Origin of the sequence: Mesorhizobium silamurunense, from assembly GCF_014843905.1 — a bacterium.
Lineage (GTDB): Bacteria > Pseudomonadota > Alphaproteobacteria > Rhizobiales > Rhizobiaceae > Mesorhizobium > Mesorhizobium silamurunense.
In genome coordinates this window covers 94,029-118,383 of the sequence record NZ_LPVS01000034.1, presented here as the reverse complement: position 1 = coordinate 118,383, position 24,355 = coordinate 94,029, and the positions used below count along the sequence as shown (strand labels likewise).

At 60.6% G+C, this 24,355-nt stretch carries 44 protein-coding genes; 42 read left to right on the top strand and 2 right to left on the bottom strand.

The window, feature by feature from the left end; genetic code table 11:
* Positions 1-145 precede the first annotated feature (145 nt).
* The 36 genes from AU465_RS37415 to AU465_RS09255 all read left to right on the top strand — a co-directional run bounded on the left by AU465_RS37415 (position 146) and on the right by AU465_RS09255 (position 19,218).
* A complete protein-coding gene (locus AU465_RS37415; protein ID WP_192246193.1) occupies positions 146-928 on the top strand; it encodes an HNH endonuclease in 783 nt (260 codons plus the stop codon).
* Complete coding sequence (locus tag AU465_RS37730; protein WP_376774837.1) at positions 874-1,344, top strand: HNH endonuclease; 471 nt, start codon at positions 874-876, stop codon at positions 1,342-1,344. Before AU465_RS37415 ends, AU465_RS37730 begins: the two co-directional genes overlap by 55 nt.
* Before the next feature lie 325 nt (positions 1,345-1,669).
* Positions 1,670-1,921, top strand: a complete 252-nt coding sequence (locus AU465_RS09420; protein WP_192246181.1) for a helix-turn-helix transcriptional regulator — start codon at positions 1,670-1,672, stop codon at positions 1,919-1,921.
* The gene (locus tag AU465_RS09415) at positions 1,918-2,148 is read left to right on the top strand and encodes a hypothetical protein (protein ID WP_192246179.1); all 231 of its coding nucleotides are present in this window, start codon (positions 1,918-1,920) and stop codon (positions 2,146-2,148) included. Before AU465_RS09420 ends, AU465_RS09415 begins: the two co-directional genes overlap by 4 nt.
* A complete protein-coding gene (locus AU465_RS09410) occupies positions 2,148-2,489 on the top strand; it encodes a hypothetical protein (RefSeq protein WP_192246177.1) in 342 nt (113 codons plus the stop codon). Before AU465_RS09415 ends, AU465_RS09410 begins: the two co-directional genes overlap by 1 nt.
* A complete protein-coding gene (locus AU465_RS09405; RefSeq protein WP_192246175.1) occupies positions 2,486-2,716 on the top strand; it encodes a hypothetical protein in 231 nt (76 codons plus the stop codon). The genes AU465_RS09410 and AU465_RS09405 overlap by 4 nt, the downstream gene beginning before the upstream one ends.
* Before the next feature lie 22 nt (positions 2,717-2,738).
* Positions 2,739-4,736, top strand: a complete 1,998-nt coding sequence (locus AU465_RS09400; protein ID WP_192246173.1) for a DUF8224 domain-containing phage-derived protein — start codon at positions 2,739-2,741, stop codon at positions 4,734-4,736.
* Positions 4,737-4,747: 11 nt separating this feature from the next.
* A complete protein-coding gene (locus AU465_RS09395) occupies positions 4,748-5,176 on the top strand; it encodes a hypothetical protein (RefSeq protein ID WP_192246171.1) in 429 nt (142 codons plus the stop codon).
* Between the two features lie 60 nt (positions 5,177-5,236).
* Positions 5,237-5,518 (top strand): hypothetical protein, encoded by a 282-nt coding sequence (locus tag AU465_RS09390; RefSeq protein ID WP_192246169.1) that lies wholly within the window; start codon positions 5,237-5,239, stop codon positions 5,516-5,518.
* On the top strand, positions 5,518-5,739 hold the full coding sequence (locus AU465_RS09385) for a hypothetical protein (protein ID WP_192246167.1): 222 nt from the start codon (positions 5,518-5,520) through the stop codon (positions 5,737-5,739). Before AU465_RS09390 ends, AU465_RS09385 begins: the two co-directional genes overlap by 1 nt.
* Positions 5,736-5,927, top strand: coding sequence for a hypothetical protein (locus tag AU465_RS09380; protein WP_192246165.1), 192 nt, complete (start codon positions 5,736-5,738; stop codon positions 5,925-5,927). Before AU465_RS09385 ends, AU465_RS09380 begins: the two co-directional genes overlap by 4 nt.
* 56 nt (positions 5,928-5,983) lie before the next feature.
* The gene (locus AU465_RS09375) at positions 5,984-6,406 is read left to right on the top strand and encodes a hypothetical protein (protein ID WP_192246163.1); all 423 of its coding nucleotides are present in this window, start codon (positions 5,984-5,986) and stop codon (positions 6,404-6,406) included.
* Complete coding sequence (locus tag AU465_RS09370) at positions 6,403-6,603, top strand: hypothetical protein (protein ID WP_192246161.1); 201 nt, start codon at positions 6,403-6,405, stop codon at positions 6,601-6,603. The genes AU465_RS09375 and AU465_RS09370 overlap by 4 nt, the downstream gene beginning before the upstream one ends.
* An 8-nt stretch (positions 6,604-6,611) precedes the next feature.
* Positions 6,612-7,130, top strand: coding sequence for a helix-turn-helix domain-containing protein (locus AU465_RS09365; protein WP_192246159.1), 519 nt, complete (start codon positions 6,612-6,614; stop codon positions 7,128-7,130).
* Positions 7,127-7,369 (top strand): hypothetical protein, encoded by a 243-nt coding sequence (locus tag AU465_RS09360; RefSeq protein WP_192246157.1) that lies wholly within the window; start codon positions 7,127-7,129, stop codon positions 7,367-7,369. The genes AU465_RS09365 and AU465_RS09360 overlap by 4 nt, the downstream gene beginning before the upstream one ends.
* Complete coding sequence (locus AU465_RS09355; RefSeq protein ID WP_192246155.1) at positions 7,366-8,001, top strand: hypothetical protein; 636 nt, start codon at positions 7,366-7,368, stop codon at positions 7,999-8,001. The genes AU465_RS09360 and AU465_RS09355 overlap by 4 nt, the downstream gene beginning before the upstream one ends.
* The gene (locus AU465_RS09350) at positions 7,998-8,906 is read left to right on the top strand and encodes a hypothetical protein (RefSeq protein ID WP_192246153.1); all 909 of its coding nucleotides are present in this window, start codon (positions 7,998-8,000) and stop codon (positions 8,904-8,906) included. The genes AU465_RS09355 and AU465_RS09350 overlap by 4 nt, the downstream gene beginning before the upstream one ends.
* A gap of 611 nt (positions 8,907-9,517) precedes the next feature.
* Entirely contained in the window at positions 9,518-9,838 is a 321-nt protein-coding gene (locus AU465_RS09345; RefSeq protein WP_192246151.1) for an ADP-ribosylation factor GTPase-activating family protein, read from the top strand.
* Complete coding sequence (locus AU465_RS09340; RefSeq protein WP_192246149.1) at positions 9,835-10,008, top strand: hypothetical protein; 174 nt, start codon at positions 9,835-9,837, stop codon at positions 10,006-10,008. The genes AU465_RS09345 and AU465_RS09340 overlap by 4 nt, the downstream gene beginning before the upstream one ends.
* A gap of 5 nt (positions 10,009-10,013) precedes the next feature.
* Positions 10,014-11,615, top strand: a complete 1,602-nt coding sequence (locus tag AU465_RS09335) for a hypothetical protein (RefSeq protein WP_192246147.1) — start codon at positions 10,014-10,016, stop codon at positions 11,613-11,615.
* A 162-nt stretch (positions 11,616-11,777) separates the two neighbouring features.
* A complete protein-coding gene (locus AU465_RS09330; protein ID WP_192246145.1) occupies positions 11,778-12,284 on the top strand; it encodes a sigma-70 family RNA polymerase sigma factor in 507 nt (168 codons plus the stop codon).
* On the top strand, positions 12,277-12,468 hold the full coding sequence (locus AU465_RS09325; protein ID WP_192246143.1) for a hypothetical protein: 192 nt from the start codon (positions 12,277-12,279) through the stop codon (positions 12,466-12,468). Before AU465_RS09330 ends, AU465_RS09325 begins: the two co-directional genes overlap by 8 nt.
* Positions 12,461-12,721 carry a hypothetical protein gene (locus AU465_RS09320; RefSeq protein WP_192246141.1) on the top strand — a complete coding sequence of 87 codons (261 nt, stop codon included), beginning with the start codon at positions 12,461-12,463 and terminating at the stop codon, positions 12,719-12,721. Before AU465_RS09325 ends, AU465_RS09320 begins: the two co-directional genes overlap by 8 nt.
* Before the next feature lies 1 nt (position 12,722).
* Complete coding sequence (locus tag AU465_RS09315) at positions 12,723-13,103, top strand: hypothetical protein (RefSeq protein ID WP_192246139.1); 381 nt, start codon at positions 12,723-12,725, stop codon at positions 13,101-13,103.
* Positions 13,100-13,645, top strand: a complete 546-nt coding sequence (locus AU465_RS09310; protein WP_192246136.1) for a hypothetical protein — start codon at positions 13,100-13,102, stop codon at positions 13,643-13,645. Before AU465_RS09315 ends, AU465_RS09310 begins: the two co-directional genes overlap by 4 nt.
* A 15-nt stretch (positions 13,646-13,660) precedes the next feature.
* Positions 13,661-13,918 (top strand): hypothetical protein, encoded by a 258-nt coding sequence (locus tag AU465_RS09305; protein WP_192246134.1) that lies wholly within the window; start codon positions 13,661-13,663, stop codon positions 13,916-13,918.
* Positions 13,915-14,139, top strand: a complete 225-nt coding sequence (locus AU465_RS09300) for a hypothetical protein (protein ID WP_192246132.1) — start codon at positions 13,915-13,917, stop codon at positions 14,137-14,139. The genes AU465_RS09305 and AU465_RS09300 overlap by 4 nt, the downstream gene beginning before the upstream one ends.
* 14 nt (positions 14,140-14,153) lie before the next feature.
* Positions 14,154-14,549: a hypothetical protein gene (locus tag AU465_RS09295; protein ID WP_192246130.1), complete on the top strand. Its 396-nt coding sequence runs from the start codon at positions 14,154-14,156 to the stop codon at positions 14,547-14,549.
* 47 nt (positions 14,550-14,596) lie between these two features.
* The gene (locus AU465_RS09290; protein ID WP_192246128.1) at positions 14,597-14,971 is read left to right on the top strand and encodes a hypothetical protein; all 375 of its coding nucleotides are present in this window, start codon (positions 14,597-14,599) and stop codon (positions 14,969-14,971) included.
* A 3-nt stretch (positions 14,972-14,974) separates the two neighbouring features.
* Positions 14,975-16,315, top strand: a complete 1,341-nt coding sequence (locus AU465_RS09285) for a hypothetical protein (RefSeq protein ID WP_192246126.1) — start codon at positions 14,975-14,977, stop codon at positions 16,313-16,315.
* An 11-nt stretch (positions 16,316-16,326) separates the two neighbouring features.
* The gene (locus AU465_RS09280; protein ID WP_246505938.1) at positions 16,327-17,280 is read left to right on the top strand and encodes a DNA polymerase beta superfamily protein; all 954 of its coding nucleotides are present in this window, start codon (positions 16,327-16,329) and stop codon (positions 17,278-17,280) included.
* Positions 17,277-17,630 (top strand): hypothetical protein, encoded by a 354-nt coding sequence (locus AU465_RS09275; RefSeq protein WP_192246124.1) that lies wholly within the window; start codon positions 17,277-17,279, stop codon positions 17,628-17,630. Before AU465_RS09280 ends, AU465_RS09275 begins: the two co-directional genes overlap by 4 nt.
* Positions 17,627-17,899: a hypothetical protein gene (locus AU465_RS09270; RefSeq protein ID WP_192246122.1), complete on the top strand. Its 273-nt coding sequence runs from the start codon at positions 17,627-17,629 to the stop codon at positions 17,897-17,899. The genes AU465_RS09275 and AU465_RS09270 overlap by 4 nt, the downstream gene beginning before the upstream one ends.
* Before the next feature lie 47 nt (positions 17,900-17,946).
* The gene (locus AU465_RS09265) at positions 17,947-18,438 is read left to right on the top strand and encodes an HD domain-containing protein (protein ID WP_210325037.1); all 492 of its coding nucleotides are present in this window, start codon (positions 17,947-17,949) and stop codon (positions 18,436-18,438) included.
* Positions 18,435-18,635: a hypothetical protein gene (locus tag AU465_RS09260; protein ID WP_192246120.1), complete on the top strand. Its 201-nt coding sequence runs from the start codon at positions 18,435-18,437 to the stop codon at positions 18,633-18,635. Before AU465_RS09265 ends, AU465_RS09260 begins: the two co-directional genes overlap by 4 nt.
* 19 nt (positions 18,636-18,654) lie before the next feature.
* Positions 18,655-19,218 carry a twin-arginine translocation signal domain-containing protein gene (locus AU465_RS09255; RefSeq protein WP_192246118.1) on the top strand — a complete coding sequence of 188 codons (564 nt, stop codon included), beginning with the start codon at positions 18,655-18,657 and terminating at the stop codon, positions 19,216-19,218.
* A 232-nt stretch (positions 19,219-19,450) separates the two neighbouring features.
* Here AU465_RS09255 and AU465_RS09250 read toward each other — a convergent pair whose 3' ends face one another.
* Together AU465_RS09250 and AU465_RS09245 are read right to left on the bottom strand one after the other, a co-directional pair.
* Positions 19,451-19,714, bottom strand: coding sequence for a hypothetical protein (locus tag AU465_RS09250; protein ID WP_192246116.1), 264 nt, complete (start codon positions 19,712-19,714; stop codon positions 19,451-19,453).
* 2 nt (positions 19,715-19,716) lie between these two features.
* The gene (locus tag AU465_RS09245; protein WP_192246114.1) at positions 19,717-20,019 is read right to left on the bottom strand and encodes a hypothetical protein; all 303 of its coding nucleotides are present in this window, start codon (positions 20,017-20,019) and stop codon (positions 19,717-19,719) included.
* A 396-nt stretch (positions 20,020-20,415) separates the two neighbouring features.
* Here AU465_RS09245 and AU465_RS09240 point away from each other — a divergent pair, with 396 nt between their 5' ends.
* From AU465_RS09240 to AU465_RS09215, 6 genes are all read left to right on the top strand, one after another.
* The gene (locus AU465_RS09240) at positions 20,416-20,631 is read left to right on the top strand and encodes a hypothetical protein (RefSeq protein ID WP_192246112.1); all 216 of its coding nucleotides are present in this window, start codon (positions 20,416-20,418) and stop codon (positions 20,629-20,631) included.
* Positions 20,632-20,898: 267 nt separating this feature from the next.
* Complete coding sequence (locus tag AU465_RS09235) at positions 20,899-21,261, top strand: hypothetical protein (RefSeq protein ID WP_192246110.1); 363 nt, start codon at positions 20,899-20,901, stop codon at positions 21,259-21,261.
* Positions 21,262-21,270: 9 nt separating this feature from the next.
* Positions 21,271-21,894, top strand: coding sequence for a hypothetical protein (locus AU465_RS09230; protein WP_192246108.1), 624 nt, complete (start codon positions 21,271-21,273; stop codon positions 21,892-21,894).
* Positions 21,891-22,661 (top strand): hypothetical protein, encoded by a 771-nt coding sequence (locus AU465_RS09225; RefSeq protein ID WP_192246106.1) that lies wholly within the window; start codon positions 21,891-21,893, stop codon positions 22,659-22,661. Before AU465_RS09230 ends, AU465_RS09225 begins: the two co-directional genes overlap by 4 nt.
* Positions 22,646-23,497 (top strand): hypothetical protein, encoded by an 852-nt coding sequence (locus tag AU465_RS09220; protein ID WP_192246104.1) that lies wholly within the window; start codon positions 22,646-22,648, stop codon positions 23,495-23,497. Before AU465_RS09225 ends, AU465_RS09220 begins: the two co-directional genes overlap by 16 nt.
* Entirely contained in the window at positions 23,494-24,354 is an 861-nt protein-coding gene (locus AU465_RS09215; RefSeq protein ID WP_192246103.1) for a hypothetical protein, read from the top strand. The genes AU465_RS09220 and AU465_RS09215 overlap by 4 nt, the downstream gene beginning before the upstream one ends.
* The last annotated feature ends 1 nt before the right edge of the window (position 24,355 follow it).

Genomic DNA, 24,355 nt, shown 5'->3' with positions numbered 1-24,355 from the left:
CCAGGGTGTTGCGTGAGACCGCGCGCCCGCCCGCCGCCCGCCCGCCCGCTGGCCGGCGCCAGGCCCCACCAGGGGTAGGGGGGGGCCGCTTAAAATTCCGCGCGCGGGTACGGCCGGACCGGCTGGGCAGTCTTTTTCGCGCCATGTGAGCAAACACCTTTTTCTGCTGGCGGCACCAATTTATGTTTCAGTCAGGGTGCAGTTGTTGATTTCAGTTCTGGCGGCAGGAGCGAATTTGAGACAGTGCAGAAATTGCGATCGGCCGTTTGAAGAGGGTCGCCCACGCGTTTTCTGCTCCGACGAGTGTTCATCTCAGTGGGAGTACGAAGAATCAGAACCGTCGAGGATCCGCCGCCTGGCTCGCAACCGCGGCTACAGGGCTAAAGCATTTGCCGCCAAGAAGGCTAAGCAGGCCAAGGCCTATTGCCGTCAATGCCGAGCCGAATTGATCGGTCGCCGCCGGAAATTCTGTAGCCACACCTGCAATCAGGCCGCCATCACCGCAGCGAAGGCGGCGAGATCTGGTGCCGCCCAGGGCTCATTCGCTTGCGTAGAATGCGGTTCATCGTTCTCGACGACGACGTACGCAAAGAATCTTCCACGTAAGTTCTGTGGGCCGGGGTGCCGAAAGCGCAACTCCGATCGTCTTCGAACTCGAGCTCGCAGGGCTGCGACGCGCACGCTGGTCGTCTTCGCCTTCGATCCGATCTCGATCTTTCAGAGGGATCAGTGGACCTGCCAGGCCTGCGGTGTCGATACGCCGATCGAGTTGAAGGGGACTTTTGAACCGAACGCACCGGAGCTCGATCACATCATTCCATTATCGCGAGGCGGCTTCCATTCACCTGACAATTGCCGTTGCCTCTGCCGGTCATGCAACGCGGACAAGGGCGATCAGACCGACGAAGAATGGCTGGCGGCCGCCTGATGGTGAAAAGCACTTTGCCGCCGCGGTTCAAAGTCAGTTCAGCGCCTCGCTTCAAGGCAGTCGAGGTGAAGACGAACACCGGGCGGCACAGGATCTCGCCCAGGAAGCGCGGTTACGACGCGCGATGGGATCGCCTGGCAATGGCTTTCAGAAGGACGAACCCATATTGTCGGTTCTGCGAGCAGGAAGGACGGGACAGCCTGGCCGATGTCACCGATCACATTCTGCCGGCGCATGAATACCCACACCTCAGGTACGTGTGGGATAATCTCCAGAGCCTATGCTCATTCCATCACGACAACCTGAAACAGAAGCTCGAGCTCTACGCTCGCAAGAACGGATTGCTGGACAAGCTCGTCGAGTGGTCCGCGGATCCGGAGAGCCGGCCAGTTCACCTCAGACCGATTCCGAAATAATAACTCTTGAAAGCATTTCTTTCACGTGATACGCCTCCAGATATTGGTGACGGATATCTGATTATGCCGTGAAAACGGACACTGGTATCCGCACCGTGCCGTATCGGTGGAGAAATATGGACAGCGGTACTTTCATCGCTTGGCAGTCGCATATGCGACTCACAAGCGCCGAGGCTGCGCGCCAGCTCGGGAAATCCGTAGACACCATTTCGAGGTACCGGCGGTTCGGAGTTCCTGCAAGCGAAGCGCTCATCGTCGGTCTCGCGTGCACTGCAATCGCGATGAAGCTTCCACCCTGGAAGCAGAAATGAATTGGGAAGGTAGCATGGGAAAGTCCAATCAGTGGAAGATAGACCTAAAAACTCTCAGCGATGATGATCTTGTCGACGACAAGATTGCGTGCCAGCTAATCGGCGGCAGCACGTCGCCAATCCATCGCTCGACCTTATGGCGCGGCATCAATGCCGGCCGATATCCGAAGGCCATCAAAGTTGCTCCGGGCACCAATCGCTGGCGTGTAGGCGAACTCCGTAGAGCCATCGATCAATTCGCCGCCGAGCGTGAGTCAGAAGCATGAGCGATCGTTCCATCGCGGCTGAGGAACCAAACTGGTTCGATGACTGGCTCAGGTCTGGTCGTCTGCCTGATCGGCGGCAAGCCTTCGAATTGCATCAGGGGGAGAAAGAAACGTTTGCGTGCTTCGACCCCGCGGTTCTGGAGCAGAAACAGAAAGGTCTCGCGGTTCCGTGGCCGGGAGACGGGCCGGCAGCAGACGGATACGTGACCCCATGGGAGCGCATCTGATGACACACACGGCAGAAGACATGCACGAAGATGTGGTCGACAGGCACGAGGATCCGGTGGCGGCGCTGCAGATCGTTGGCGAGATCGGCAAGATCGCTCTTCAGCCTGGCGACGTGTTGGTCGTCAGCTGCCCGATGGCAATTTCCATTGCCACCCGTGATCTTATCGCCGAAACGATCGCGAGGGTTTTCCCGGGGTACAGTTCTCTCCTCCTTTCCGACGGCGCGAAGCTCGAGGTAGCGCGGCAAAAACAAGGCGGTCGAAGCGAGACAGCGGTGGAAATCGCTCGAAGACTGGCAAAAGCCGGCGCGCAAACCTTGGACATAGTCGAGCGCTCATGAGCATCCCCAGCTATGACGACTGGAAACTCATGACGCCGGAGGAGGATTACGAGTCCCGCGGCGGAACGCTTTGCCCATTCTGCGGCGCCTATGCGCCACGGTCATGCGAGCTGCGTGAGGAGACTGGCGGATCCTGCCCTTGGGAAGAGAGCGAGCCAGACCCCGACGCAGTCATGGAGGCAAGTCGCGAGGACCGTGAATTCTTTGCGCGCCACGACCACGGCTGAACGATTTGAGAGAGGAGAGTGTATGAGCGAATTCCATTATTTCGGCGAAGCGGTCGCGGCGCGTTTCAAGCGCATGGCGGAGGGCGAGCTCTACGTCACCCAGGCCGACGGTCTTTTCGATGCCTATCTCGCCTCGTTCCCGGCGGGCACCAATCCGGTTTTCCGCGTGCGTACCGAGCATGATTGCTCATGCTGCAAGCACTTTATCCGCAACGTCGGCCACCTCGTTTCGCTGAAAGACGGTGTCATTTCCACGGTGTGGGACTGCGGCCGGCTGCCATATCCGTTCAACGAAGTCGCCAGCCGGCTGGACGAGTATGTCCGCTCGCTGCCGATCGTGTCGATCTTCCGCACCAAGGAAGGCAGGTTCGGCCAGCCGTTCTCGAATGAGTTGCGCGAGGGCGAGACGTCACCTATCCGCTGGACGCATTTCCATTGCGATATCGTCGGCCGTCATCGATCGAACCGTCCGGATACGGATCGCGGCGCTGTCACCACGAATGTCGGCGTCTTCAGGCGCGGCCTCGAGGAGCTCACCACTGACGCGATCTCGACGGTGCTCGATCTGATCGCCGAGAACAGTCTCTATCGCGGGGCCGAATTCAAAGGTTTGGTGCTCGCCTTTCAGAAGCTGCACAACGCGTATCCGCGCGAGGGATCGCAGGCGGACAAGGATATTTTTGTGTGGGGCAACGTCTGGCAAATCCAGATGGCGACCTTCCGCAACACCGTCATCGGCTCGCTCGTCGTCGACCTTTCGGCCGGCATGGATCTCGACGCCGCGGTGCGCGCCTTCGAAAAGAAGGTGGCGCCCGAGAATTATAAGCGGCCGACGGCGCTGATCACGCCGAAGATGATCGAGGATGCCGTCGCCAAGCTGAAGGATCTCGGTCTCGAATCCGCGATCGAGCGCCGTTTCGCGCGGCTGCCCGACGTCTCCGTCAACAACGTGCTGTTCGTCGACAACTCGGTGCGCGGCGTCATGAAGGACGGCATCGCCGGGTTGCTCCTAGGCGAGGTGAGGGCGACCGCTCCGATCGTCACCAATCCCGAGCCGATCTCGATGGATGACTTCGTGGCGCGCATCGTGCCGCAGGCATCGCAGATCAATCTGCTGGTCTCGAACAAGCATCTCTCGAACTTCATGAGCGTGACGGCGCCGGCGCATACCGATGCTGGCCAGCTGTTCAAATGGGACAACGGTTTCGCATGGTCATACGACGGCGACGCCACGGATTCGATCAAGCAGCGCGTGAAGCGCGCCGGCGGCAATGTTGACGCCGATCTGCGCGTCTCGCTGGCTTGGTTCAACAAGGACGATCTCGATCTTCACGCTATCGAGCCGGACGGCAATCACATCTTCTTCGCTCGGAAGTGCGGCAAGCTCGATGTCGACATGAACGCGTTCTCGCCGATCGTCCGCGACCCGGTGGAGAATATTTGCTGGAACGGGCGTCTCGCCGACGGCACCTACAAGATCTGGGTGAACAACTACAACAAACGCGAGTCCATCGACGTCGGGTTCACCATCGAGCTCGAATATCGCGGCGCCATCCAGCAGTTCACCTACGACAAGGCGGTGCCGGGCGGGGCGAACATCCCGGTTCTCGCGCTTCTGGTCGAGGGCGGTCAACTCACGCGCGTGCGGATGGACTCTGGTCTCGTCGGCGGCTCCGTCCCTCAGGACAAGTGGGGCATCAAGACGGAAACCCTGGTGCCCGTCGACACCCTCATGGCGAGCCCGAACCATTGGGACGGCCAGGAGATCGGCAACAAGCACTGGTTCTTCATCTTGAATGGCTGCCGCAATCCTGAGCCCGCCCGCGGCATCTATAACGAATTCCTGAAGGGCGCGCTGGAGCCGCATCGCAAGGTGTTCGAGGTGCTCGGCGCCAAAACGAAATGCCCGGTCGCTGAGGAGCAGCTGTCGGGCGTCGGGTATTCGTCCACCCGCAAGGACCAGGCCGTCGTCGCGGTCAAGGGCGACCGCATCAACAAGGCGTTCATCATCAACTTCTGAAGGAGGTAGCAATGGATATTTTCGAAATCGCGGCGCGCAGGAAGTTCCGCTTCCCGTCGGCCAAGGGTGAGCTCACGGTCGAGCAGCTGTGGGATCTGCCGCTGGTCGCCGGCTCGCCGATCACGCGCGATGTGAAGGTCGATCTCGATACCGTGGCGCGCAGCATCAACGCCGAGCTGAAGGGCGTCACCGAGGAATCCTTCGTCAACATCAATCCCGATCCGCGGAAGGGCGAGTTCACCGCCAAGCTCGACATCGTCAAGCACATCATCTCGGCGAAGCAGGCGGAGGCCGCGGCCGCGAAGACTGCGGCGGAGCGCGCGGAGAAGCGCCGCAAGCTGGTCGATGCCATCGCGTCGAAGGACGACGAGGCGCTGACCAAGGCGTCGAAGGAAGATCTGCTGAAGCAGCTCGAGGAAATGGACAAGGCGGCGGCCTAACCGAGCGCCGGCGAGGGACGGCGGCCAGCGCGGTCGCCGTCCATTTTGAGGGAGAAGTCAATGAACGACGTGGTTGTGAAGGCTGTGGCGGTGATCGCAATTTTCGGGATCGGCGTATTCGTCGCCTCGAGCGGCGGCTGCGCCGTCGACACCAATAAGGCGACCAGGGCGCTGAACGCCATGGGCATCCATGATGTCACGTTCGGCGGCTACGCGTGGATGGCCTGCGACAAGAACGACACGTTCGCCTCGACTTTCAAAGGCACTGGCGCCGACGGTGCCCCGGTCTCCGGCGCGGTCTGCCAGGGTGCTTTCAAGAACATCACGGTGAGGTTCGACTGATGGGCATGAGGGAAGGCTATTTCGTCACCGCGCCACACACGGGAATGCGCGCCTGCAACTGCATCGGGCCGCAGAACGGCGATCCCGTCTGCCCATGCAAGATGCCCGCCTACAATCGGGAGAAGGCCGGCGAGCGGGCGCTGCAGTTCTTCGAGGAGATCTTCCGTTCCGGCGGCGCCAAACCCCGCGTTCGGCGCAAGGCAGGGAGGCGAGAGATATGACCAAGGATCAGCACACCATCTTGGGCGTCGATGTTGGGAGCCGCGAGGAGTCCGTAGCCGCCATCGTTTATCCGGACGGAAGAATGCGGCTGCTCTCACGTGATCGCTTCGACCTGGTTGTAGCTGAGGCAGCTGCCGACCGTTTCGACGATCTCGGCAAGCCAATGGTGGATTTCTACAAGCCATGAAAACTGAATCCGGTTTCTGGAGGTGCGACTGCAGCACCACGAACTCCGAGATTCGCATGCGGTGCCGGTATTGCCAGGCGCTGCGGCCAATCCCAGTCGGGGTCTTCTACAATCCCGAGGCGCAGAATTTCTATGACGTCGGCGCCCATGGCATGGGAGAGGATTTCTATGTGTTCTGGCGCGGCCGCGCCGCGGAATTCCCCTCAGCGACGCCGAGCGTGAAGTCGGATGGCTTCAACGCCTATGGCTCAGGTCCGGTGCCGATCGAGGAACGGGAGTCGGACGAGCCGCTGGATATGCGCTGCATCGGCAATCCAGGCACGGCGATCCGCGCAGTTGCTTCTCTCGACATCGACGAGATCGCGCTCGAGTGCGCTCGGAAGATCGTCAAGCTGACCGCGCTTGACCAGGCGCAGATGGTCGCCAAAATCCAGGTCGAGGTCCGAGCGGCGATCGCCAAGCGACAGGCGGCTTCATGAGCGAACTGCCGACCGCCTTCGCCGAGCTTCTGACCGCAGCCGAAAAGCTCGCCAACTCGGTCTCCTTCGACATGAACGGCGAGCTGATCGGCGGCAAGCTGACCGGCGGCCACGGCGGTCTGATCTCGAACGATACGCTGAAGGCGGCCGACGAGGTTCGGCGCATTTGTCACGCACTGGGAGGCGCGAGATCGTGAGTTCTCCAATGCCAAATTTCAGGGCCGAGCTGCTGCTTGCCGAACTCGGAGAGAAGATAAGCACCGCCGACGAGCTTGCCGCGAAGGTCGGCGTCTGCGTGCGTACCGTCTATCGCTATGTCCGGGAATTACGCGCCGCAGGCCACCCCATCATGTCGGAGGCTGGCGTCGGCTACATGATGCGCCGGCGCGAGATCAAGGAGAGAGTTTGCATGACCCCGACCGAAAGCATGACGCATGCCTTCCAAGAGGAGCTTCGAAAGGCTGCTGTCGAGGGATGGAAGGCGTGCCGACGCCAGGTCTACGGGCTGTCGGAAGACTATATCGACCGCACGCATGCGCTGAAGAGCACCGACACGGTCGAGGGCAACTTCTATCGCGGCCAATACGACGCCGCCAAAGGATTCGGGAAAGCATTCGGAGCCTTCGAGGCAGAGGACTGCGACGAGTTCAAGAAGATCGATTTCGCAGCCATGGTTAGCGCTGTGGTCGCGGTAGTGCCGACCGTCTCGGAGGATCGCCTATGACGACAACGCAATTCTGGCTCGCCGAGCTTGACCAATATGGCAACGCGAAGCTGACTGATGGCCCTCACAGCGACCGCGCCGGCGTCGAGCAGGCGTCCTATCTGATGCAGCGGCTCGGCCTTGACCGCGGGAAGAAATACGCCTGTGCGGAGGTCATTCTGACGGAGGTCGAGGCCAAATCTCACGGCGCCAACGAAGAGGCGCTTTCCGCCCTCAATTCGACAGGACTTCGCCCATGACGAAGTATGGCGCAGACTTCAGCGGCCGCGTTTTCGCCGAGCCAGGGCGGTTTTCGGCTGAGCCTATGCCCTATGCGCACGAATACGGTAAGTCGAATGGCGACGGAACGTTCAGCGTCGTCATCGAACGAGGCGATCCGAAAGAGCCTGTTCCTGACTGGCCAGTGAAACCTCTGTACGCCCTCGCCTCTGCACCAGTACCGGAACCCTCAGGAGCGGAGCCTGCGGCTTGGCAGTGGAAGACGCTCGATACCTGGCACACTGCCGAAATCGATAAGTTCGACGACGCCGAAAAGTATGCTCGATCTATGGCTGGCGAATATGGCCAAGTACGCGCAATCGCTCTCGCCCTGCCTTCTCAGCAGAATGGAGGAGACGAGAGATTGACGGGTTGGAGCAAGGAAATGCAGGACGCGCTCAAGGCGGACGCCGAGAAGCTTTCGGCGGAGACTGGCGAAGAGCACACCGTCGAATTTTTCGACTTCGAAGAGGACTGCTGGAACTGCGGCGGCGAAGGTTACGTCTACAACTGTGTGGACGAAATCGGCTGCGTCGATCCTGAAGGCGGATGCGATTTATGTATGCGCCGCTGCGATGTTTGCAACCCAAAGCGCAAGACGGTGCAACCATGAGCGTCTTCATGCAGTACCGCCGCAAGCAGATCGCAGAGCTTCGCCCGTGGCAGCCCGGCGACGATATGAGCCGCGTCAGCGTCTCAGCACCGGACAAGGAATCCGGCTCTCCGAAGGCTGGCGACATGATCGCCCGCAACCCGAAGAACCATGACGATATGTGGCTCATTGCAGCCGCCTACTTCGCCGACAACTTCGAGCCCGCTCTCGCCGCAGCGCCGGAAGCTGGTGCGGTAACGGAGGCGATGCGGGAGACCGGCTGGCTCATTGAGCGGAAATATCCCGTTAACTCTATCGGCACAACGGAGCCACGTTGGTATGCCGAGCGCCCGAATGGCGATCATTGGTGGACACCGGTGCCGAACGACGCAAAGCGATTTGCGTCGAGGGCTGAAGCGGAAGCATACCCCGCCTACCAGATGATCGCTAGCGACCCGAGCATCAGCATCACAGAACATGTGTGGATCAATGAAGGCTTTAGCTGGTCGCACGGTCGCGCCGCCCTCGAGACCGCCGAGCGCAAGCTGGAGGAGGCGAGGAAGGCGCTGGAGCCGTTCGCACAGATCGCAAAGGATGTCGCAGACAACCACCCTGGTTGTGATCACGACAGCTTCGAATTCGCACTGCTTGCGTACACCGTAACGCTCGCGCCGTTTCGCCGCGCCCGCCGCACTATCGAGGCCGCCGCCGCCCTCGCTGCAGCGCCGGAAGGAGTGGCGGGAGCCTACGCCATAGTCGAGCGCGACGACGACATGTTCATCACACAGCCCCATTGGCAGTGGGGCAGCCTGTGCATCGCCCGTCGCCCGAAGCTTATGTCGAATGATCAATGGCGTCCGCTCGCACAACGCATAGTCGCCGCCCTCGCCGCAGCGCCGGAAGGCTCGGGAGGGGCGAAGTCATGAGCGCCCACTTCACACGATCTGAGAAACATACATGGCCACATTCAGGGACGTGGCGTCCTGCAATTCGCGATGGTTTTGCGACGGCTAATATTTGCTGTCCGAAGTGCAAGCAAATTGGCTCTCTTGACCCAGGCGACCACCAGATCGCGGCTGATGGAAGCGTATCGCCGTCCGTGGTTTGCGACTGTGGGTTTCACGAACATATCAACCTAGTCGGCTGGGCTGCCGACGACAAGCGCTAACCCGCACAAGCAGTCCTAACCCCCTCAGTACAGCATGACACGCTTAGAAGATGGAGAACGACAATGAGCAAGGAACCCCTGACGAGACGTCAGATAGAAGGCGCGGCAACTCCTTCGGAAACCCCGGAAGACCGCAACATGCGGATGGGCTGGGGATGCCCGTGTCACGGAGCGACGTTCTGCCCTGACACGCAATTCTCGCACTACGACGATGACGTTCCTGTGTTCGTCAACAAGCGACCATAACCCGGAGCACACCAAGATGGAAGCCGCAACCATGAACGCCGAACTCATCAAACAACCCATATGATCGCGGCCGATATGATGCTCGCAAAGCAGTCGAAGCGATTGCCCGGGAGGCAGCAAGCCATGAAACTGACTGAACTAGAGCCGATCATGGAAGACTGGACGCCGAACGCGCGGGGCTACCAGTATTTCACGTTCCTCTGCCCGACCTGCCGTAAGCTGCGCATTAGGCATGCCATCTGGTCTCATCCGCCGGGCGAAGTTCGGTGGAAGGATGCTGGAGGCAACGACCGTTTTGAGCGCGTCTGGCAGGCCACACAGGGACCACTCCTGGATTGGGATACGTTGTCGCTCTCGCCTAGCCTCAACACGCCCCCGCACAAACGTGCCGGCGAGCAATGCCACGGCTGGCATGGCCACATCATCAATGGTGAAGTCTCATGACCGACAATTCATCTCCGGCCAACGTGTCCGTCCACACTGACGAGGTAAAAGTCTTGGTCGCAGCACTTGAGCGCATCGCTTATCTGCGACCATCAAAAGTCAAACCCTCAAAGATGATTGAGCAAATGGAGCGAATTGCCCTCGACGCAATCGCGGCGGTGAAGCCATGATATATATGGCAAGCAAGGTTGTTCACGCCGATAAGTGGAAGAAACTTCGCGCCGAAGGATGGCCGATCATTTCAACATGGATCGATGAAGCCTGGGTTGGCGAAACGAAAGATTTCGCCGATCTTTGGAAGAGATGCGCCGACGAGGCCTCGAAAGCTTCCGTCCTCCTGCTTTACCGTGAGCCGGGTGAAATCCTCAAGGGTGCATTTATCGAGGCAGGTATTGCGCTGGCGGCTGGACGCTCGGTGTTTGCTATTGGCTGTGCCGAGTTCTCATTCGTCAACCATCCGTTGGTAACGCAATTTGATGACTTGCCATCTGCTCTTTCCGCCGCATCTCCTCGCTCATCGGCAATCCCTGATTGGGCATGGAAAACTTCCTACGAACTGGCCGCCGAAGGTCGCGACCCGTACGGCAACCCTCTCGCTATTCTACCACAGGCGGTAGCGCCGACAGAGGAGATCGCGAAGCTTGTCGAGCGGCTGAAGAGATGCCACGCTTCGGAAATCAGCTACGTCAACGGCGAAGAGGTGGCCGGCGTTTCCCCGACGATTTATGGCGAAGCCGCCAAAGCGCTCGCCGAATTCTCAGCAAAACTGGCCGAAGTTGAGCGGCGCGAAGCCGAGGCGACCAAGAAACGCGAGGATGAGGACGCGGCGACGGCGGAATTCCTCGATCTCATGACCAGCCAGATCGAAGCCGGCGGCAAGGCCAATGCAGCCATCAGAGACGCGCTCAAGCACCGCGCCGAAACCGCCGAGGCGGCGCTCGCCGCGGCGACGCCGGTGGTCAGCATCAAGCCGATGAAGCTGAGCGACGGCCGCTGCGACTACTTCGTCTCCTTCAAATGCGGCGCTCGCGAGGTCACCCCGCACGTCTTCCGTGAGCGATTCAAGGCCGAATGGCATGTCGCGGAATATCGCTGGCTGTTCGGCCAAGGTGAGAAGCCAGGATGGCTGGAATTCCGCGAGGATGAGTGGCCGGCGCGCGAGTTCACCGACGAGGAGCGGCGTGCGTTCGCTGCGCTCGGCAAGCTACCGGCGGCGGCCTACCAAGCTGAGAACGCCAAGCATGGTTGGACCGGTCGTGTCTTGGAGATGGAAGACGCTTCTCTGCACCTTGACCGGGCCGGCGATGCTCTCATCGCCTTCAAAGAGGGTGATCTGCAACATGAGGAGGATGGTCCGCATATAAAACTGGCGGCGAGCGAAGTCGTCGCGCTCGGCAAGTATCTATCCAAGGCCTTCGCTATAGTCCCTGAAATCGCATCGCCGGAGTGCCCGCATTGCGCCGGCACCGGCTGGGAGGATGACCAAAACTGGTCTTGGGACTACCCCGATATCCCGCAAGAGCGCGTGCCGGGGAGCGGGAAGATTCGGTGCATGGGATGCGGATTTGACCGCGCCGCCAACGGACCAGTCATTTTCGTGTCGCCGGAGCAATTTGAGGCACGAGCCAACTTGCCATCGAACTATTTGCCGTTCCGGCTGGAGCGCGAGGGCAAATTCACGATGCCGCTCTATGCCGCTATGGTCGACGATGCCGAATTGCTCGAAGCGGCCGAGCGAGAGGTAAAGGGCCTGCTCGCCAAGGAGCAGCCTGAATGAAATGGCGGTCGTTAGCACTCCTGGCCGCAATGACTTCTGTCGGCCCTTTGCTGGAACCTCCGCGCGGTTTCCAAGCCTCGAAAACGTCATCAAAAGCCGATCCCGAGAAGCGCGTCGCGCGAAAACGGCAGAAGCGGGCTCGCAAGATCCGGAGGCGCCACGATGGCTGAGGAGCGCGCCGAGCTGACCTTGGACGAAGAGATTGTCCGATTTCTGCCGGAGCTGAGGCGGTTTGCCAATAGATGGACGCACAGCAGTGATCGCGGCGGCGATCTTGTGCAGGACGCCATCGTCAAAGCGCTCACGGCGCGCGACAGGTTCGCCGAGGGGACCAATGCGCTGGCCTGGTTGATCACGATCATGCGCAATCATCTCTTCACCTCGAGGAAGCTGTTGAGAAACAGTCTACCGCACATGCCATGGGACTCGGCGCTCGATGTGCGTGCCACCGATTCCGTCCAAGAGTTCGCCGTCGACGCCAAGCGCGCGCTGGAGCGCATCGAGACGCTGCCGGACGATCAGAAAGCCACGCTGTATCAGATCGCTCTGGGCGAACTGTACGAGGACATCGCTGCGGCGAACGGCGTGGCCGTCGGCACAATCAAGAGCCGAGTGCATAGAGCGAGGAAGGCACTGACAGACAATGAAAAGGAAGAAACAAATGGATGACACACGGACGAAGGCTAGTGACGCCGCCTATGCGTTCATCAGCGAGCCGAATCGTAAGGACGAACTCAATCCGTTCCTTGTGCTGATCGGCTGCGTGAACATGCTCTTTCCGCAAGTCGCGATCGACTGGGATGCCGCCAGCCTGATTGCTGATGCGGTTGCGAAAATGGAACACGATGGCTGAAGTCGACATCATCCCAAAGATCCGCTGCGACAACTGCGGTCTGACTGTCGAGAAGGAAGTGCGCGGCACTGGGGCTTCCCGATCGTTTCATAGGCCAGGAACTTGGGGCAGCATCAAGGCTGAAGGCGGTCGTTCCACCGACAGCTATGGTGGCAAGGAAAAGCTGGCCTTCCCGGACCTTTGTCAGACTTGCGCCGATCTCGCGTTGGAAGCGGCCGCGGCCGCGCTGAAGACCCGTCGAGGAGAGGGCTGACATGTCCCACCACTATCCGCGCCACTCGCGCTGGCATCCCGACAACCGGCCGCCTCCATACGGGCAATCCTATATCCGCACGCTGGATGACGGCACGGTCCACATGTCGCAGCGGAAGAACGTCGGCTATGGGTTCACCGAGGGCATCATCGTCGGCACGCTCGATGGTGTCTCGAAAGTCGTCGAGGCGATCTACCGAAGCCATCCGACGAATGGTTATGGCACCCAGATCCAGTGGCCGCCGGCCGATGACCAGCCTTGGAGCTGGATGTGCAAGCCAAGCGAGCCCCGCTGGAGCCAATGGCCGATCTACGCGCCATACGAGCAGCTCGGCGATGATCTGTGGGTGCTCTGGTACTCGCATTCGGAGTCCTGCGAATGAGCGCCGACGAGATGACCGCCGGCGATCGCCGGATGCTGATTGGCATCGTTAAGCAGCGTGAGCGCGTTGCCAAGGCGGCCGCAGCCGAACGATCAGCGCATCTGCTCGCTGATTTCGAGCGACAGCTCGACCAGGAGTTCTCCTTCAACGACAACACGGTCTGGAAGGAAGCCACGGCAATAGCCGAAGCGGCCGTCGCCGAAGCAGCAGCGAAGATAAAGGCGGAGTGCCAGCGGCTCGGTATTCCGCCAGAGTTCGCTCCGTATATGAATCTCAGTTGGTATTCGAGAGGAGAGAACGCCAGCAAGGAGCGCCGCGCCGAGCTTCGCAACGTCGCAGCGCGCACCATTGCCGCGGCCGAAAAGACGGCAAAATTGGCGATCGAAAAACAGTCCGTCGAGACCCAGGAAAAGATCATGAGCAGCGGGATCTCAAGCGCAGCTGCCCGACTGTTCCTCGAGTCGATGCCTACCGTCGAAAGTCTCATGCCTCAGATCACCGTTCCGGCGATGAAAGCAATCGCCGGTCCAGCTAGAACGTAAGAGGAGAAGTCGCACATGAAGCATGCGCGAGAAGACTATAATCGCATCCAAGACCCGGCAGGGCTCATTCCCGACGAGGAGCCGGTAATGGTTTTCCGCGGCCAGGATATCGCGGCGCCGGCAGCGCTTCGGGCCTATGCGGTAGCAGCTGCCGCTGCCGGGGCGTCCGACCAGCTCGTGCTGTCGGTGCTCAAGCATGCGCGGGCCATGGAAGAGTGGCAGCGTCTGGTCGCGCGCAAGACGCCTGATCTGGCGACCACCATCCAGCGATGATGGCCGAGCTGAGCCCGCTCTTCGTCCTATGCGAGGCCTGCGGCTCTGAAGGCCGCATCTATGTCGGCGCTCTCGTCTATGAGCCCGGCTGTGGTCATCCTCATTGGGGGGAGCGCGACGCCGGCGAATGCCCAGTATGCCACGGCGCCGGCGACGTCGAGATCGAGGCCGAGCCAATCGAGCTGGAAGATTTATATAGCATGCAAGGCCACATCGACTGAAAGGGGATTTGAAGATGTTTGATTTTGTGAAACCGCACGACGGGCCAGTTGTAGTCGGGCTTGAAAGATTCGAGACGGTCTACGCCAAAGATCAGCCGCAGTATCTCCCGCTGCGCACGTTGCCGGGCCGAAACGGCGACAGCGCGATTGCCAGGTTTCATTTCACCGACGCTCAGCGCAAGGCCATCGCTGATGGCGCAGATATCTATCTGGAATTGCTGCACTTTGGAGGACCGCTGGCTCCTAGTTCGATGATGATCATGAGCGAACCTGCCGACACGGACAATTTCCGTTTGTGGTGGAGGGCGCAAACGAGCGCGCCGTATCGATTGGATGTCGCACCCAAAACAGAGTCTGCGGATGGACCGCCGCTTCCCAGCAGCCCGCCGAGCCACAAGCCCATCGGCTAAGGCAGTGCGAGCGTGTCTAAATCGGATAGGCAACGAACGGAGAAATGATGAGCAGGCAGCGCGCGCTGACGATCCTCAACGAGGCCGGCGACCAGACGATCGTGTGGGATGAATCCAGCGACGACACGATGACGGAAATCATCCGCAAGAAGATGGCTCAAGGCATCCAGTTTTTTATTATCGAGCCGCGGTTTTTCGGCCTCCTGCCGCCGAAAAGGACGCCTTTGACCGATGCTGATGAGGCGCGCAAGCACCGGGCTCTTGCGATCAAGGACGAGGATATCGCTCGGTTCGTCGGCGAGGGCGGCGGCGACGTCGTGAAGACACCTGACAAGCCCGTGCAGACGGTCCGGAAGGCGAAGAACCCCGAGGAAGTCGCCAAGAGCGAAAGCGTTGGCGTCAAGCCGATGCGCGGAGGCTGATGCGTGGAAATTCGCCGTACGCTCCTTCCTCATGATCTCCAGTATTGTCTGGATAGCGCCTCGCAGTGCTGCGGCATCACCGCGGCGGCCGAGATCGCCATTCGGCTTTATGGCGAAGCGGATCGGCTGGACAAGTTATGGAACGAGGGGAAGGAAGTCGACGGCGGTAGGAAATGGCGCTCTAGTCTCCTTGCTCGGGAACTGGCCGTCGAGCGCTACGGGGCCGAGATCATCGCTCAGCTACCCGGGCCGCGTCGCACTGCGCTCGTCGAGCGCGGCCTGCTCTCCCTGACGCACGACGTCATCACCAAGACGGAATGGCTGGCCGATAGCTGCTACGAGGACATGACAAAGGGCGGCGCGCTGCGGGCTTGGCTGTCGCCGCCGCGAGTGCGCCGCGATATGCTGCCGACGCCGAAGGTTGCGCGCCGGCTGCGGAGCCGTGCCGCGATCAAGCGATACATCCTCGCCGAGGGCGATGAACTGCCGAAACAGCGGCAGCTGTTCAAGATCCTTACCGCGATCCCGCCGGGCGGCCCGGCGACAGATGAGGACCGCGAAGCGATCTTCCGTGATCTCGGCGACCAGATGGAGTCGCATGCGCGCGCGGCACGCCAGGCCGTCGAAACAGCCAATTGGTTTGCAACCCTCGACGTTTCGGATCAGTCCCGACTGGCCGATCACGTTGTCGTGCGGTTGAAGCCCGGCATTCGCGAGAAGATTCGTAATGAGCGCAAGCAGCGCCGGCGCGCCGTGAAGCGTGCCTCCATGCTGGCGGCCGCGGTGCTTGGCGCCTCCACGGTGTCCGCATTCGCGCGCGGCGAGGAAGTGATGCTGCCCGGGCCCGAGGTGTCGATTTCCGCAAAGCTGACCGGAACGATATCGAGAAGCGGTCATGGCGCCGTCGCCGTCGGAGTGCACCAGCCCGACGGCACGAAACTGGCCGGTGTCTGCGTCTACCAGGAGGCGCCGGCGCTCGATCAGCTCGTCTCGCTGGCGATGCATGTGCGGTCCGGCAGCGTCGAAGATATCCTGTCGACCGGAAACCTCTATGCTATCGAGCCCGCCGGCGACGCCCATCCGATCATTGCCGCGCATCGGGGCGCATCTCGAGCTCAGCAGCTGCGCCAGATGGATGACGAAGAGCTCGCCGAAATAGGCTTGAGACGTGTCCAGCGCCAGGACATCAACGACAACCGGGAGGCCTTCAACGCCGGCAAGATGGCCTATCTGCAGGAAATGGGTCCGCTCTACGAGGAGATCATCGCGACGATCGTCTTCGGTCACGCCGCGCCGATGTGGCGCCGGCTGCGCGCCAGCATCAGGTTCGACGGAGAGAGTTAATGAGACAAATATTGCGCATCAAATTCGGCTCACACCTCTATGGCACGTCGACACCTGCCTCGGATTTCGACTTCAAGAGCGTATTTGTGCCCGATCCGAGATCGATCCTGCTCCAAAGGGCCAAGCGAGTCGTGAACGATCAGCGGCCCAAGGCCGAAAACGAGAAGAATTACGCCGGCGAGGTCGAGGAGGAGCGCTTCAGCCTTCAGCGATTCCTTGAGCTGGCCTCAGAGGGGCAGACGGTCGCGCTGGACGTCCTTTTTGCGCCCGGCTGGGCGGCGACTGAGCCGCCGGCGCCGGAATGGTATGAGATCATCGCCAATCGGCACCGCCTTCTGACGAGAAAGTCCGCGGCATTTATCGGCTACGCCCGCCAGCAAGCCAACAAGTATGGCATCCGAGGGTCGCGTGTCGCTGCGTCCCGCGATGCTTTGAAGATTCTGGCCGATGCTTTCTCGTCGACCGAGAAGCTTTTGACGCTCGACGCCCAGATCCGAGCGCTCTGTGCCGAGCATGAGCATATGAGCTTGAGCGAGGACCGGACGCCGCACGGGCAGACGGTCATTCTCTGGGAAGTCTGCAATCGAAAGATGCCGTTCACGGCTTCGATCAAGAACGCCCACGATATCATGAAGCGCCTGGTCGATGAGTACGGGAAGCGCGCGCTGATGGCTGAGAGCCAGCACGGCGTCGATTGGAAGGCGCTTTCCCATGCTGTTCGCGTCGGTAGCCAGGCGGTCGAGCTCCTTCAGACTGGCTTCGTGACGTTCCCACTGCCGAACGCCGCCCATGTCCTCGAGATCAAGCAGGGGAATCTACCTTACCAGGACGTGGCGGCCGAGATTGAGGATTGGCTGGTGCGCGTGGAGGCGGCGGCGGCAGCGTCGAAGCTTCCGGATGAGCCGGACTTGGCTTGGATCGATAATTTCGTAGCCAGCGTCTACCGGAAGGAGGTGTTGGCATGACTGATGACGCCCGCCCAAAATGGAAACACAAGATCAGCGAAGCCGATGTCCGCTGGCTCGCGTCCGGCGTGATCAAAATCACGCACCATTGGGAGATGACCGGCGCCGATACATCGCGAAACTGGATCGAGCTCCACAAGGAGAAGGAAAAGCGGTCGTTCGACTCCAGCTTCCTCAACGACAACGACTATTTCCAGTTCAAGCCGAATTGGCGTGAGCTGGTCGTGCCGACCTATTATGGCGAGCGCGCCATCCAGGATCTCGCGGCGATCGACGCGTGGGAAAAGAAAAACCAGCATGACCGCGCCGAGCTGGAACGACTGAAAAGGAAATTTGGAGAGATCGCATGAGCGAAGAGAAGAAATGCGGGACGTGCGCGCGGGGATGGCTTCGCGACAACGGGCTGATCAGTTGTGGTGCCGGCGTCGACGACTCCACCGTAGGAGAGGGCGGCGACAATCCGATTTGGGCGGTCCGAAAGTATGGGCGAGCCAGGATCATGGCTGTGCTGCTCGGTGGGTCCGCCGCCGAGCCAGAGGGCAGCAATTGCGAGCGGATGAAGCCGGATGACGGCGCCGATTGCCGGATATGGAAGAAATATGAGGGAGATACGGCTTGATCGAATGGCCTGAAAACTATCCGCCGTGCCGGATAAACGATTTGGACGTGAGGGCTTATAGCTTCGCAGCGGCCGCGCACGGCTCGGTCAAGCAACTCAGGAAATACACCGGCGAGCCCTATATTGTGCATCCGGTTGCGGTCGCCGAGATCGTCAAATCGGTTCCGCACACGCCAGAAATGATAGTTGCCGCCTTGCTGCACGATACCGTCGAGGATACACCTGCCACTTTCGAGGACATCGAGGAAGAGTTCGGCCCCAGAGTGGCCGGCCTGGTGCGATGGCTGACCGATGTCTCCAAGCCATCCGACGGCAATCGCGCCGCCCGCAAGGCGCTCGATCTTGCGCACATCGCCCAGGCGCCGCCGGAGGCGAAGACGATCAAGCTCGCCGACCTGATCGACAACACCTCGACGATCAAAGAACGCGATCCGGATTTCTGGCGCGTCTACCGCCACGAAAAGCTGAGGCTGCTCGAGGTGCTGAAGGACGGTGACGCCACACTCTGGGCGCGCGCGGCCGCGCAATGTGAGCCATGACCGATATCCCCGACGACATTCTGAGAACCGCCACGCGCATCGTGACGGAATTTTTTCCGATCGGCCACGCTGACCGCGATGCCTGTATCAAATCCTTCGCCGGTGCTCTTTTGGATGAAAGACAGCGCGATCGGTCAGATAGGCCGGAAAGTGCAATGTCTATCGCGCGCCGAATCGCAAAAGGCGGACTTCCATGAACACGAGTGACGTCGCAAAATGACTGACCTGAACCGTCGCAACTTCCTCAAGGGCCTGATGGCAGCTGCCGGCGTCGCCGCGGTCGGCATTCCTGTGGCGCCAGCCGTCGCCCAGATCGCGGCGGAACCGCCGCCGCTTCCATTTCCGGATGCCGATCTCGGCGACATCTTCATGAAGACTGCAAACGCCTGGCGTTTCATCGGGCGTTCGAGCCGATTGCAGCTCACCGTGCGAAGGGACGAGGAAGAGATTTGGATTTCGCCGCGCGAGCGAAGATATAGGGGGCTGAGCACGGTCGACATCAAGGCCACCGGCGAAGTCATCTTCGATCCTGAAGGCGAGAAACTGCTCGGCCATCATTTTATGGAACGTGAACGGACCGACTTTGCCATCGGCCAAGGTTACGGGACATATGTACTGAAGCGATCCGCCATCATGTCGATGAGTAGGCTGTTCGGCTACGATGAGGACCATACGACGCGAATGGTCGGCCTACCTCAGCGCCGCCCCCGTCTGGGCCTTGGCGCGGTCAGAAATGAGTTCGAGCTCAACATTTCCGAGGTGGAGATCAGTCGAAACTAGCTCGCCTTGCTAATTCCCCTCCTTGGCAGGCGGAGGCGCGCCAACTCCACTTTCAATGCAATATGCCCACAATATGTATGCGTGCCCGGTGTCCCTGTAGTTAGCAACAATCTCGCGGCTCTGGCGATTGCAAAGCTCCATGTTTGCCATGGGCAAGACTTCAACAGTTAATGGTGGCGCGGGAAATTGGAGTATCAAATATACGGCGGCTGCTTCGATCATGGTTTCACCACTAATGCAGAACAGCGCCGATCTGCCGCTCCCGCCGAACCACGTCGACCTCGCCCAAGGCGCCCATGTCTAGGCAGTTGCGGATCTTCGTCTTGTTCGGTAGCACGGACTGCAAATCATCCAGACAGGCGACCCGCAGAGTGTCGGCGAGCGCTTTCTTGGTGTCGGCATCACGGGTGAGTCGATAGGTCACAAACTCGGCGCTCACGAAATAGGTGACACCAACGATGATCGCGATGCAGGCGGCGGCGACCAGGACGCGCATGGCTAAGCCCGCGGCCGTTTCAGCGATCGATGCGGCGCGAACTGGCCGTCGGCGCTGGTGAACGCCTCGAGGAGCTTTGGCGACAGGAAATTCTTATCGTAGAGCCAGCGGAGATCCTCGAATAACCGCGTGATGCGCTCATCTGCCTCTTTGACGTCCTTGGCACGGATCGCGGCGGCCTCGATCTCGGCCTTCTTCGTGATCGCCATGTCGATCTCGGCGCGGCGGCGCTCCAGCTCGGCGACTGACATGTCCAGGAGCTCTGGACGGAGCTTTTCGATCTCGGAGACGCCTTTGGCGGTCATGAATGTACCTCAATGGACATTGGTTCGGACATTTGAAAGCCCGAAACATCGAAAACGTCAACTGGCAGAGGAATTTTTGAATGATTTTGAAGCTGACAAAATGGTCGATCTTGGCATCTGAAATCGCGAATTCAGGCTCCGATCGCCTTACTGACCAGCGATCATCTCGAAAAAATTTTCGCCGATCGTCAAAGTTCCTGTCGCCGTAGAATGTTTTTGAACACAAGATCGAGGGGCTGAACTGAGTTATAAACACAACCCGTTGACGGTTTTGTGAGCGCGAGTCACTTCTCGGCGGAATCATCGCTTTGTCGATAGAGCAGAATCACCCTGGGTCAGATGGTCCGTTTCGTGAAAGTGGTCACCCTAGACCAAGGAATCGGCCTTGGAACCAAGGTGACCGACGTCGAGACGGGCAAGGACATCCCGGCCGTCGTATCGGTGGAAGTGCCGCGGTTCGGGGCCGACGATCCTATCCGGGTAAACCTCGAGATCTTCGCCGAGATGGAGCTTGTTGGCGAGCCGCGGTTCATCGTCGCCGACCCCAAAACAGGGACGAAGCGCGAGGTGAAGTCCATTACGTTCGCCGACGGCGAAACGATCGAATTCTGATTCCTGCTGAGAGAGAAGGGGGAGGGGATGGGGCCGGCCTGATCAGTCGGTTGCTATGATCCTTCCCCGAGCAGGATTTTGCAATTCCACGGCCAAGATCCCGTGGATACGTCTCGCCTCACGACAGCAGGCCCGTTGTTTGTTCCGTAGCGGTTAGAACGGAACCTTATATACCTTGCCGGGGTGCCACGGGGCGGTCAGACGATCGGCCGTCCCGACCAATATCACTCGTTTCGCCATCTATCAACGCCCGCAGGAGCTTTTTCGATGCGCCACCGTGACCGCCAGAGCCGCTTTTTGCTGGCCGGCTCTCTCGCGATCGCGATTGTGACATCGTTGATCTGCATCGGCGCCGCGCTTGCTCATGAAGCGACGCCGACGGCCGCACTCCCGCAGGGTTGGAGCTATCCTTTTGCTTGCTGCGCGAACTATGACTGCAAGGAGGTACCGCAGTCGTCGATCAGCGAGCGGCCGGAAGGGTACGTCATCAAGGACACCGGCGAAGTCATCGCCTACCGCGACAAGCGTGTGAAGGACTCCCCCGACGGCGAATATCATTGGTGCGCGCACCAGGCCGGCCTAGACGCCGGCAAGACGATTTGCCTGTTCGTGCCGCCTCCGTCCTACTGAGATTTTCGTTTGATCGAGAAGTGCATCCCGATCCCGCCGTTCGGGGATCGGCCGGTCATCTGCGTCGCGTCGGGCCCATCGCTGACGCTGAAACAGGTCTGGCAGATCGGCCGGGCGCGGTCTCTCGACCGCTGCCGCGTCATCGCGATCAACGACAACATGTTTCCGTGCTGGTTCGCCGACATCGGCTACGCCTGCGACAAGGTCTGGTGGAACAGCAAGAACGGCGTTCCCGGATTCCCGGGCCTGAAGGTCTCGCTCGAGATCACCGGCTACCACGACATCCGGACGATGAAGAACACCGGTATCGAAGGGTATGACGATACCCCTGGGTGCCTCCGGTCGGGCTCCAATGGCGGCTACCAGTCCGTGCATTTGGCGGCCAAGATCGGCGCCAGCAGCGGCGGTATCATCCTCGCTGGCTTCGATTTTTCCGACAACGGCTCCCGCGAGCACTGGTTCGGCCTTCACGAAGGCTCGATGGACAAGCATTCGAACATCACAGAGAGGCTTCGCCTTTTCCGGATCCTGACCAACGAGCTCGCGAAGCGCGGCGTGAAGGTGTTCAACGCGACGCTCCAGTCGAATATCAACTGGTTGCCGCCGTATGATCTCGGAACCCTGCTGATATGAAGGGCATCGCCTCCGACACGCTGAAGGACTCGCCGCACTACATCCGGCGCGAGATCCTCGCCGGACTTGCGCGGCACGGCTATATCGTCGATCGCAAGCCGCTTGAGAGACCTTCGTCGGACGACGTTCTCGTCATCTGGAACCGGACGCGATCCGATATTTTCTTCGCGGAACGCTACGAAGCCGTCGGCGCCAAGGTCATCGTCGTCGAGAACGGCTACATCGGGAAGGACCAGGAAAGCCGCCAGCTCTATGCGATGGCGCTCGGGTTTCACCTCGGCGCCGGAACATGGGTCGAGGGTCCGACGGACCGGTGGAAGCTGCTCGAGATGACGCCGCAGCCGTGGCGCGCCGGCGGTCGGGAGATCGTGGTGCTGCCGCAGCGCGGCATCGGCACGCCTGGCATCGCAATGCCGCTGAGCTGGCCGGATGAGGTTGGCGCCCGTCTCCGGAAGGTCACGGACCGGCCAATCAGGGTGCGGAAACACCCAGGCAGGGCGCGTACCGAGCCCTACGATGAACTGAAAAACGCTTGGGCGGCGGTGACCTGGGCGAGCGGCGCCGGCATTAAGTCGATTTTCGCCGGTGTACCGGTCATCCACGAGCTGCCGAGCTGGATCGGCGCGCCGGCGGCGCGTCTCGGGCTTGAGCATCTCGAAGATCCCTTCATCGGCGACAGGATGCCGATGTTGCGGCGCCTCGCCTATGCACAATGGACCGTCGACGAGATTAAGGCAGGAGAGCCTTTCCATTGGTTGCTCGCGTAACGGTCTACCATATCCCGGATCACAAGCGCTCGATCCTGATGGGCGCCGCGATGGCGAAAGGCGTCGCGGCAGTCGGTGATCAGCCGCGGCTCGTACCGTATACCGGCTTCCAGGCGCCCGCAGGGGATGTCGCCGTCTTCTACGGGTTCGATGACCGCCTGCAGGAAATCTTCAACGCCTATCGCGCCGCCGGCCGGCCGGTCGTCTATGTCGACATGGGCTACTGGGGCCGACTGGAAGGCGGAAAGTGGTCCGGCTACCACAAGGTGTCGGTTAATGCCCGGCACCCGACCGAGTATTTCCAGCGCGTCAAGCATGACGACAAGCGCGTCGCTCGGTTCGGGCTGAAAATCGAGCCGTGGCGCAGTGGCAGCACGATCATCGTTGCCGGCACTAGCGGCAAGGGTGCCGTCGTCGACGGCTTCTATCCGCAGCAGTGGGAAACCGAAGCGATCAACACGCTGCGCAAGCACACCGATCGCGAGATCATCTATCGGCCGAAGCCGAGTTGGACGGGGGCGACCCCGATCCCCGGTTCCACCTTCTGCCAGACGAAGGTCGACATCAGACAATGGCTTTCTGATTGCCACGCCGTCGTCACCCACCATTCGAATGCCGCGATCGACGGTCTCTTGGCCGGCGTGCCGGCGTTCTGCCTCGAGGGGGTTGCGGCGCCGATGGCGTGCGCCGACCTGGATAAAATCGAGTCGCCACTGTTTCCGGAAGGCCGGCAGCAGTGGATCAACGACATCAGCTATTGCCAGTGGACCCCCGCCGAGATGGAAGCGGGGCTAGCCTGGCGCCACCTGAAAGACGAAGGTCTCGTGACGGCATGAAAATCTGCTTCTTCGCCTCCGAGAAGCCGCGGGAGCGGCTGCTTGCCGATGCCTTCGCCCGCGGCGTCGTCGAGCATGGTGACGAGATCGTGATACGGCCGCTGACCGAAGAGCCTCAGGTGGCGAGCGACTGCGAGGTCGCCTGCATGGTTGGGGTGAAGAGCCGCGAGCTCTTCATGTCGAACTGGCAGGCCGGCGTCCACACCATCATGTTCGACAAGGGTTATTGCCGGCACCGCCTCGACGGGCCCGTCAAACTCTGGGAGTTCTGGCGGGTCGCCGTCGATGGGCATCACCCGACGTCGAAGCTGATGAAGGTGGCGCGGCCGTCGGACCGCTGGGACAGCCTCGAGCTCGATATGAAGCCTTGGCGCGAGCGCGGCGAGAAGATCGTCATCGCCGGATCATCGGCGAAGTACCACGAGTTCTACTCGCTCGACGATCCGACATCCTATGCGCGACGCGTCATCAAGAAGCTGCGGAAATATTCGCCGGAGCGGCCGATCGTGTACCGGCCGAAGCCGAGCTGGCGCGAGGCGGAGCCGATCGAGGGCACCTATTTCTCGCGATCACCGGAAAGCATCGACCAGGTGCTTGAAGACGCGCACGTCGTCGTCACGCATGGGTCCAACGCCTGTTTTGAGGCACTGCTCGCCGGCGTCCCCTGCATCGTTCTTGGTGACGCCGTCGCGAGACCGATCTCGTCGATTCGGCTGAACGATATCGAGAATCCGCTGCTCGCCACCGACGAGGAGCGCCAGCAGTGGGCGCATAACCTGGCCTACTGCCAATACACGATGCACGAGATGAGCTCCGGTCTCGCCTGGAGCATCCTGCGGCCGCAAATTTACGGGTGAT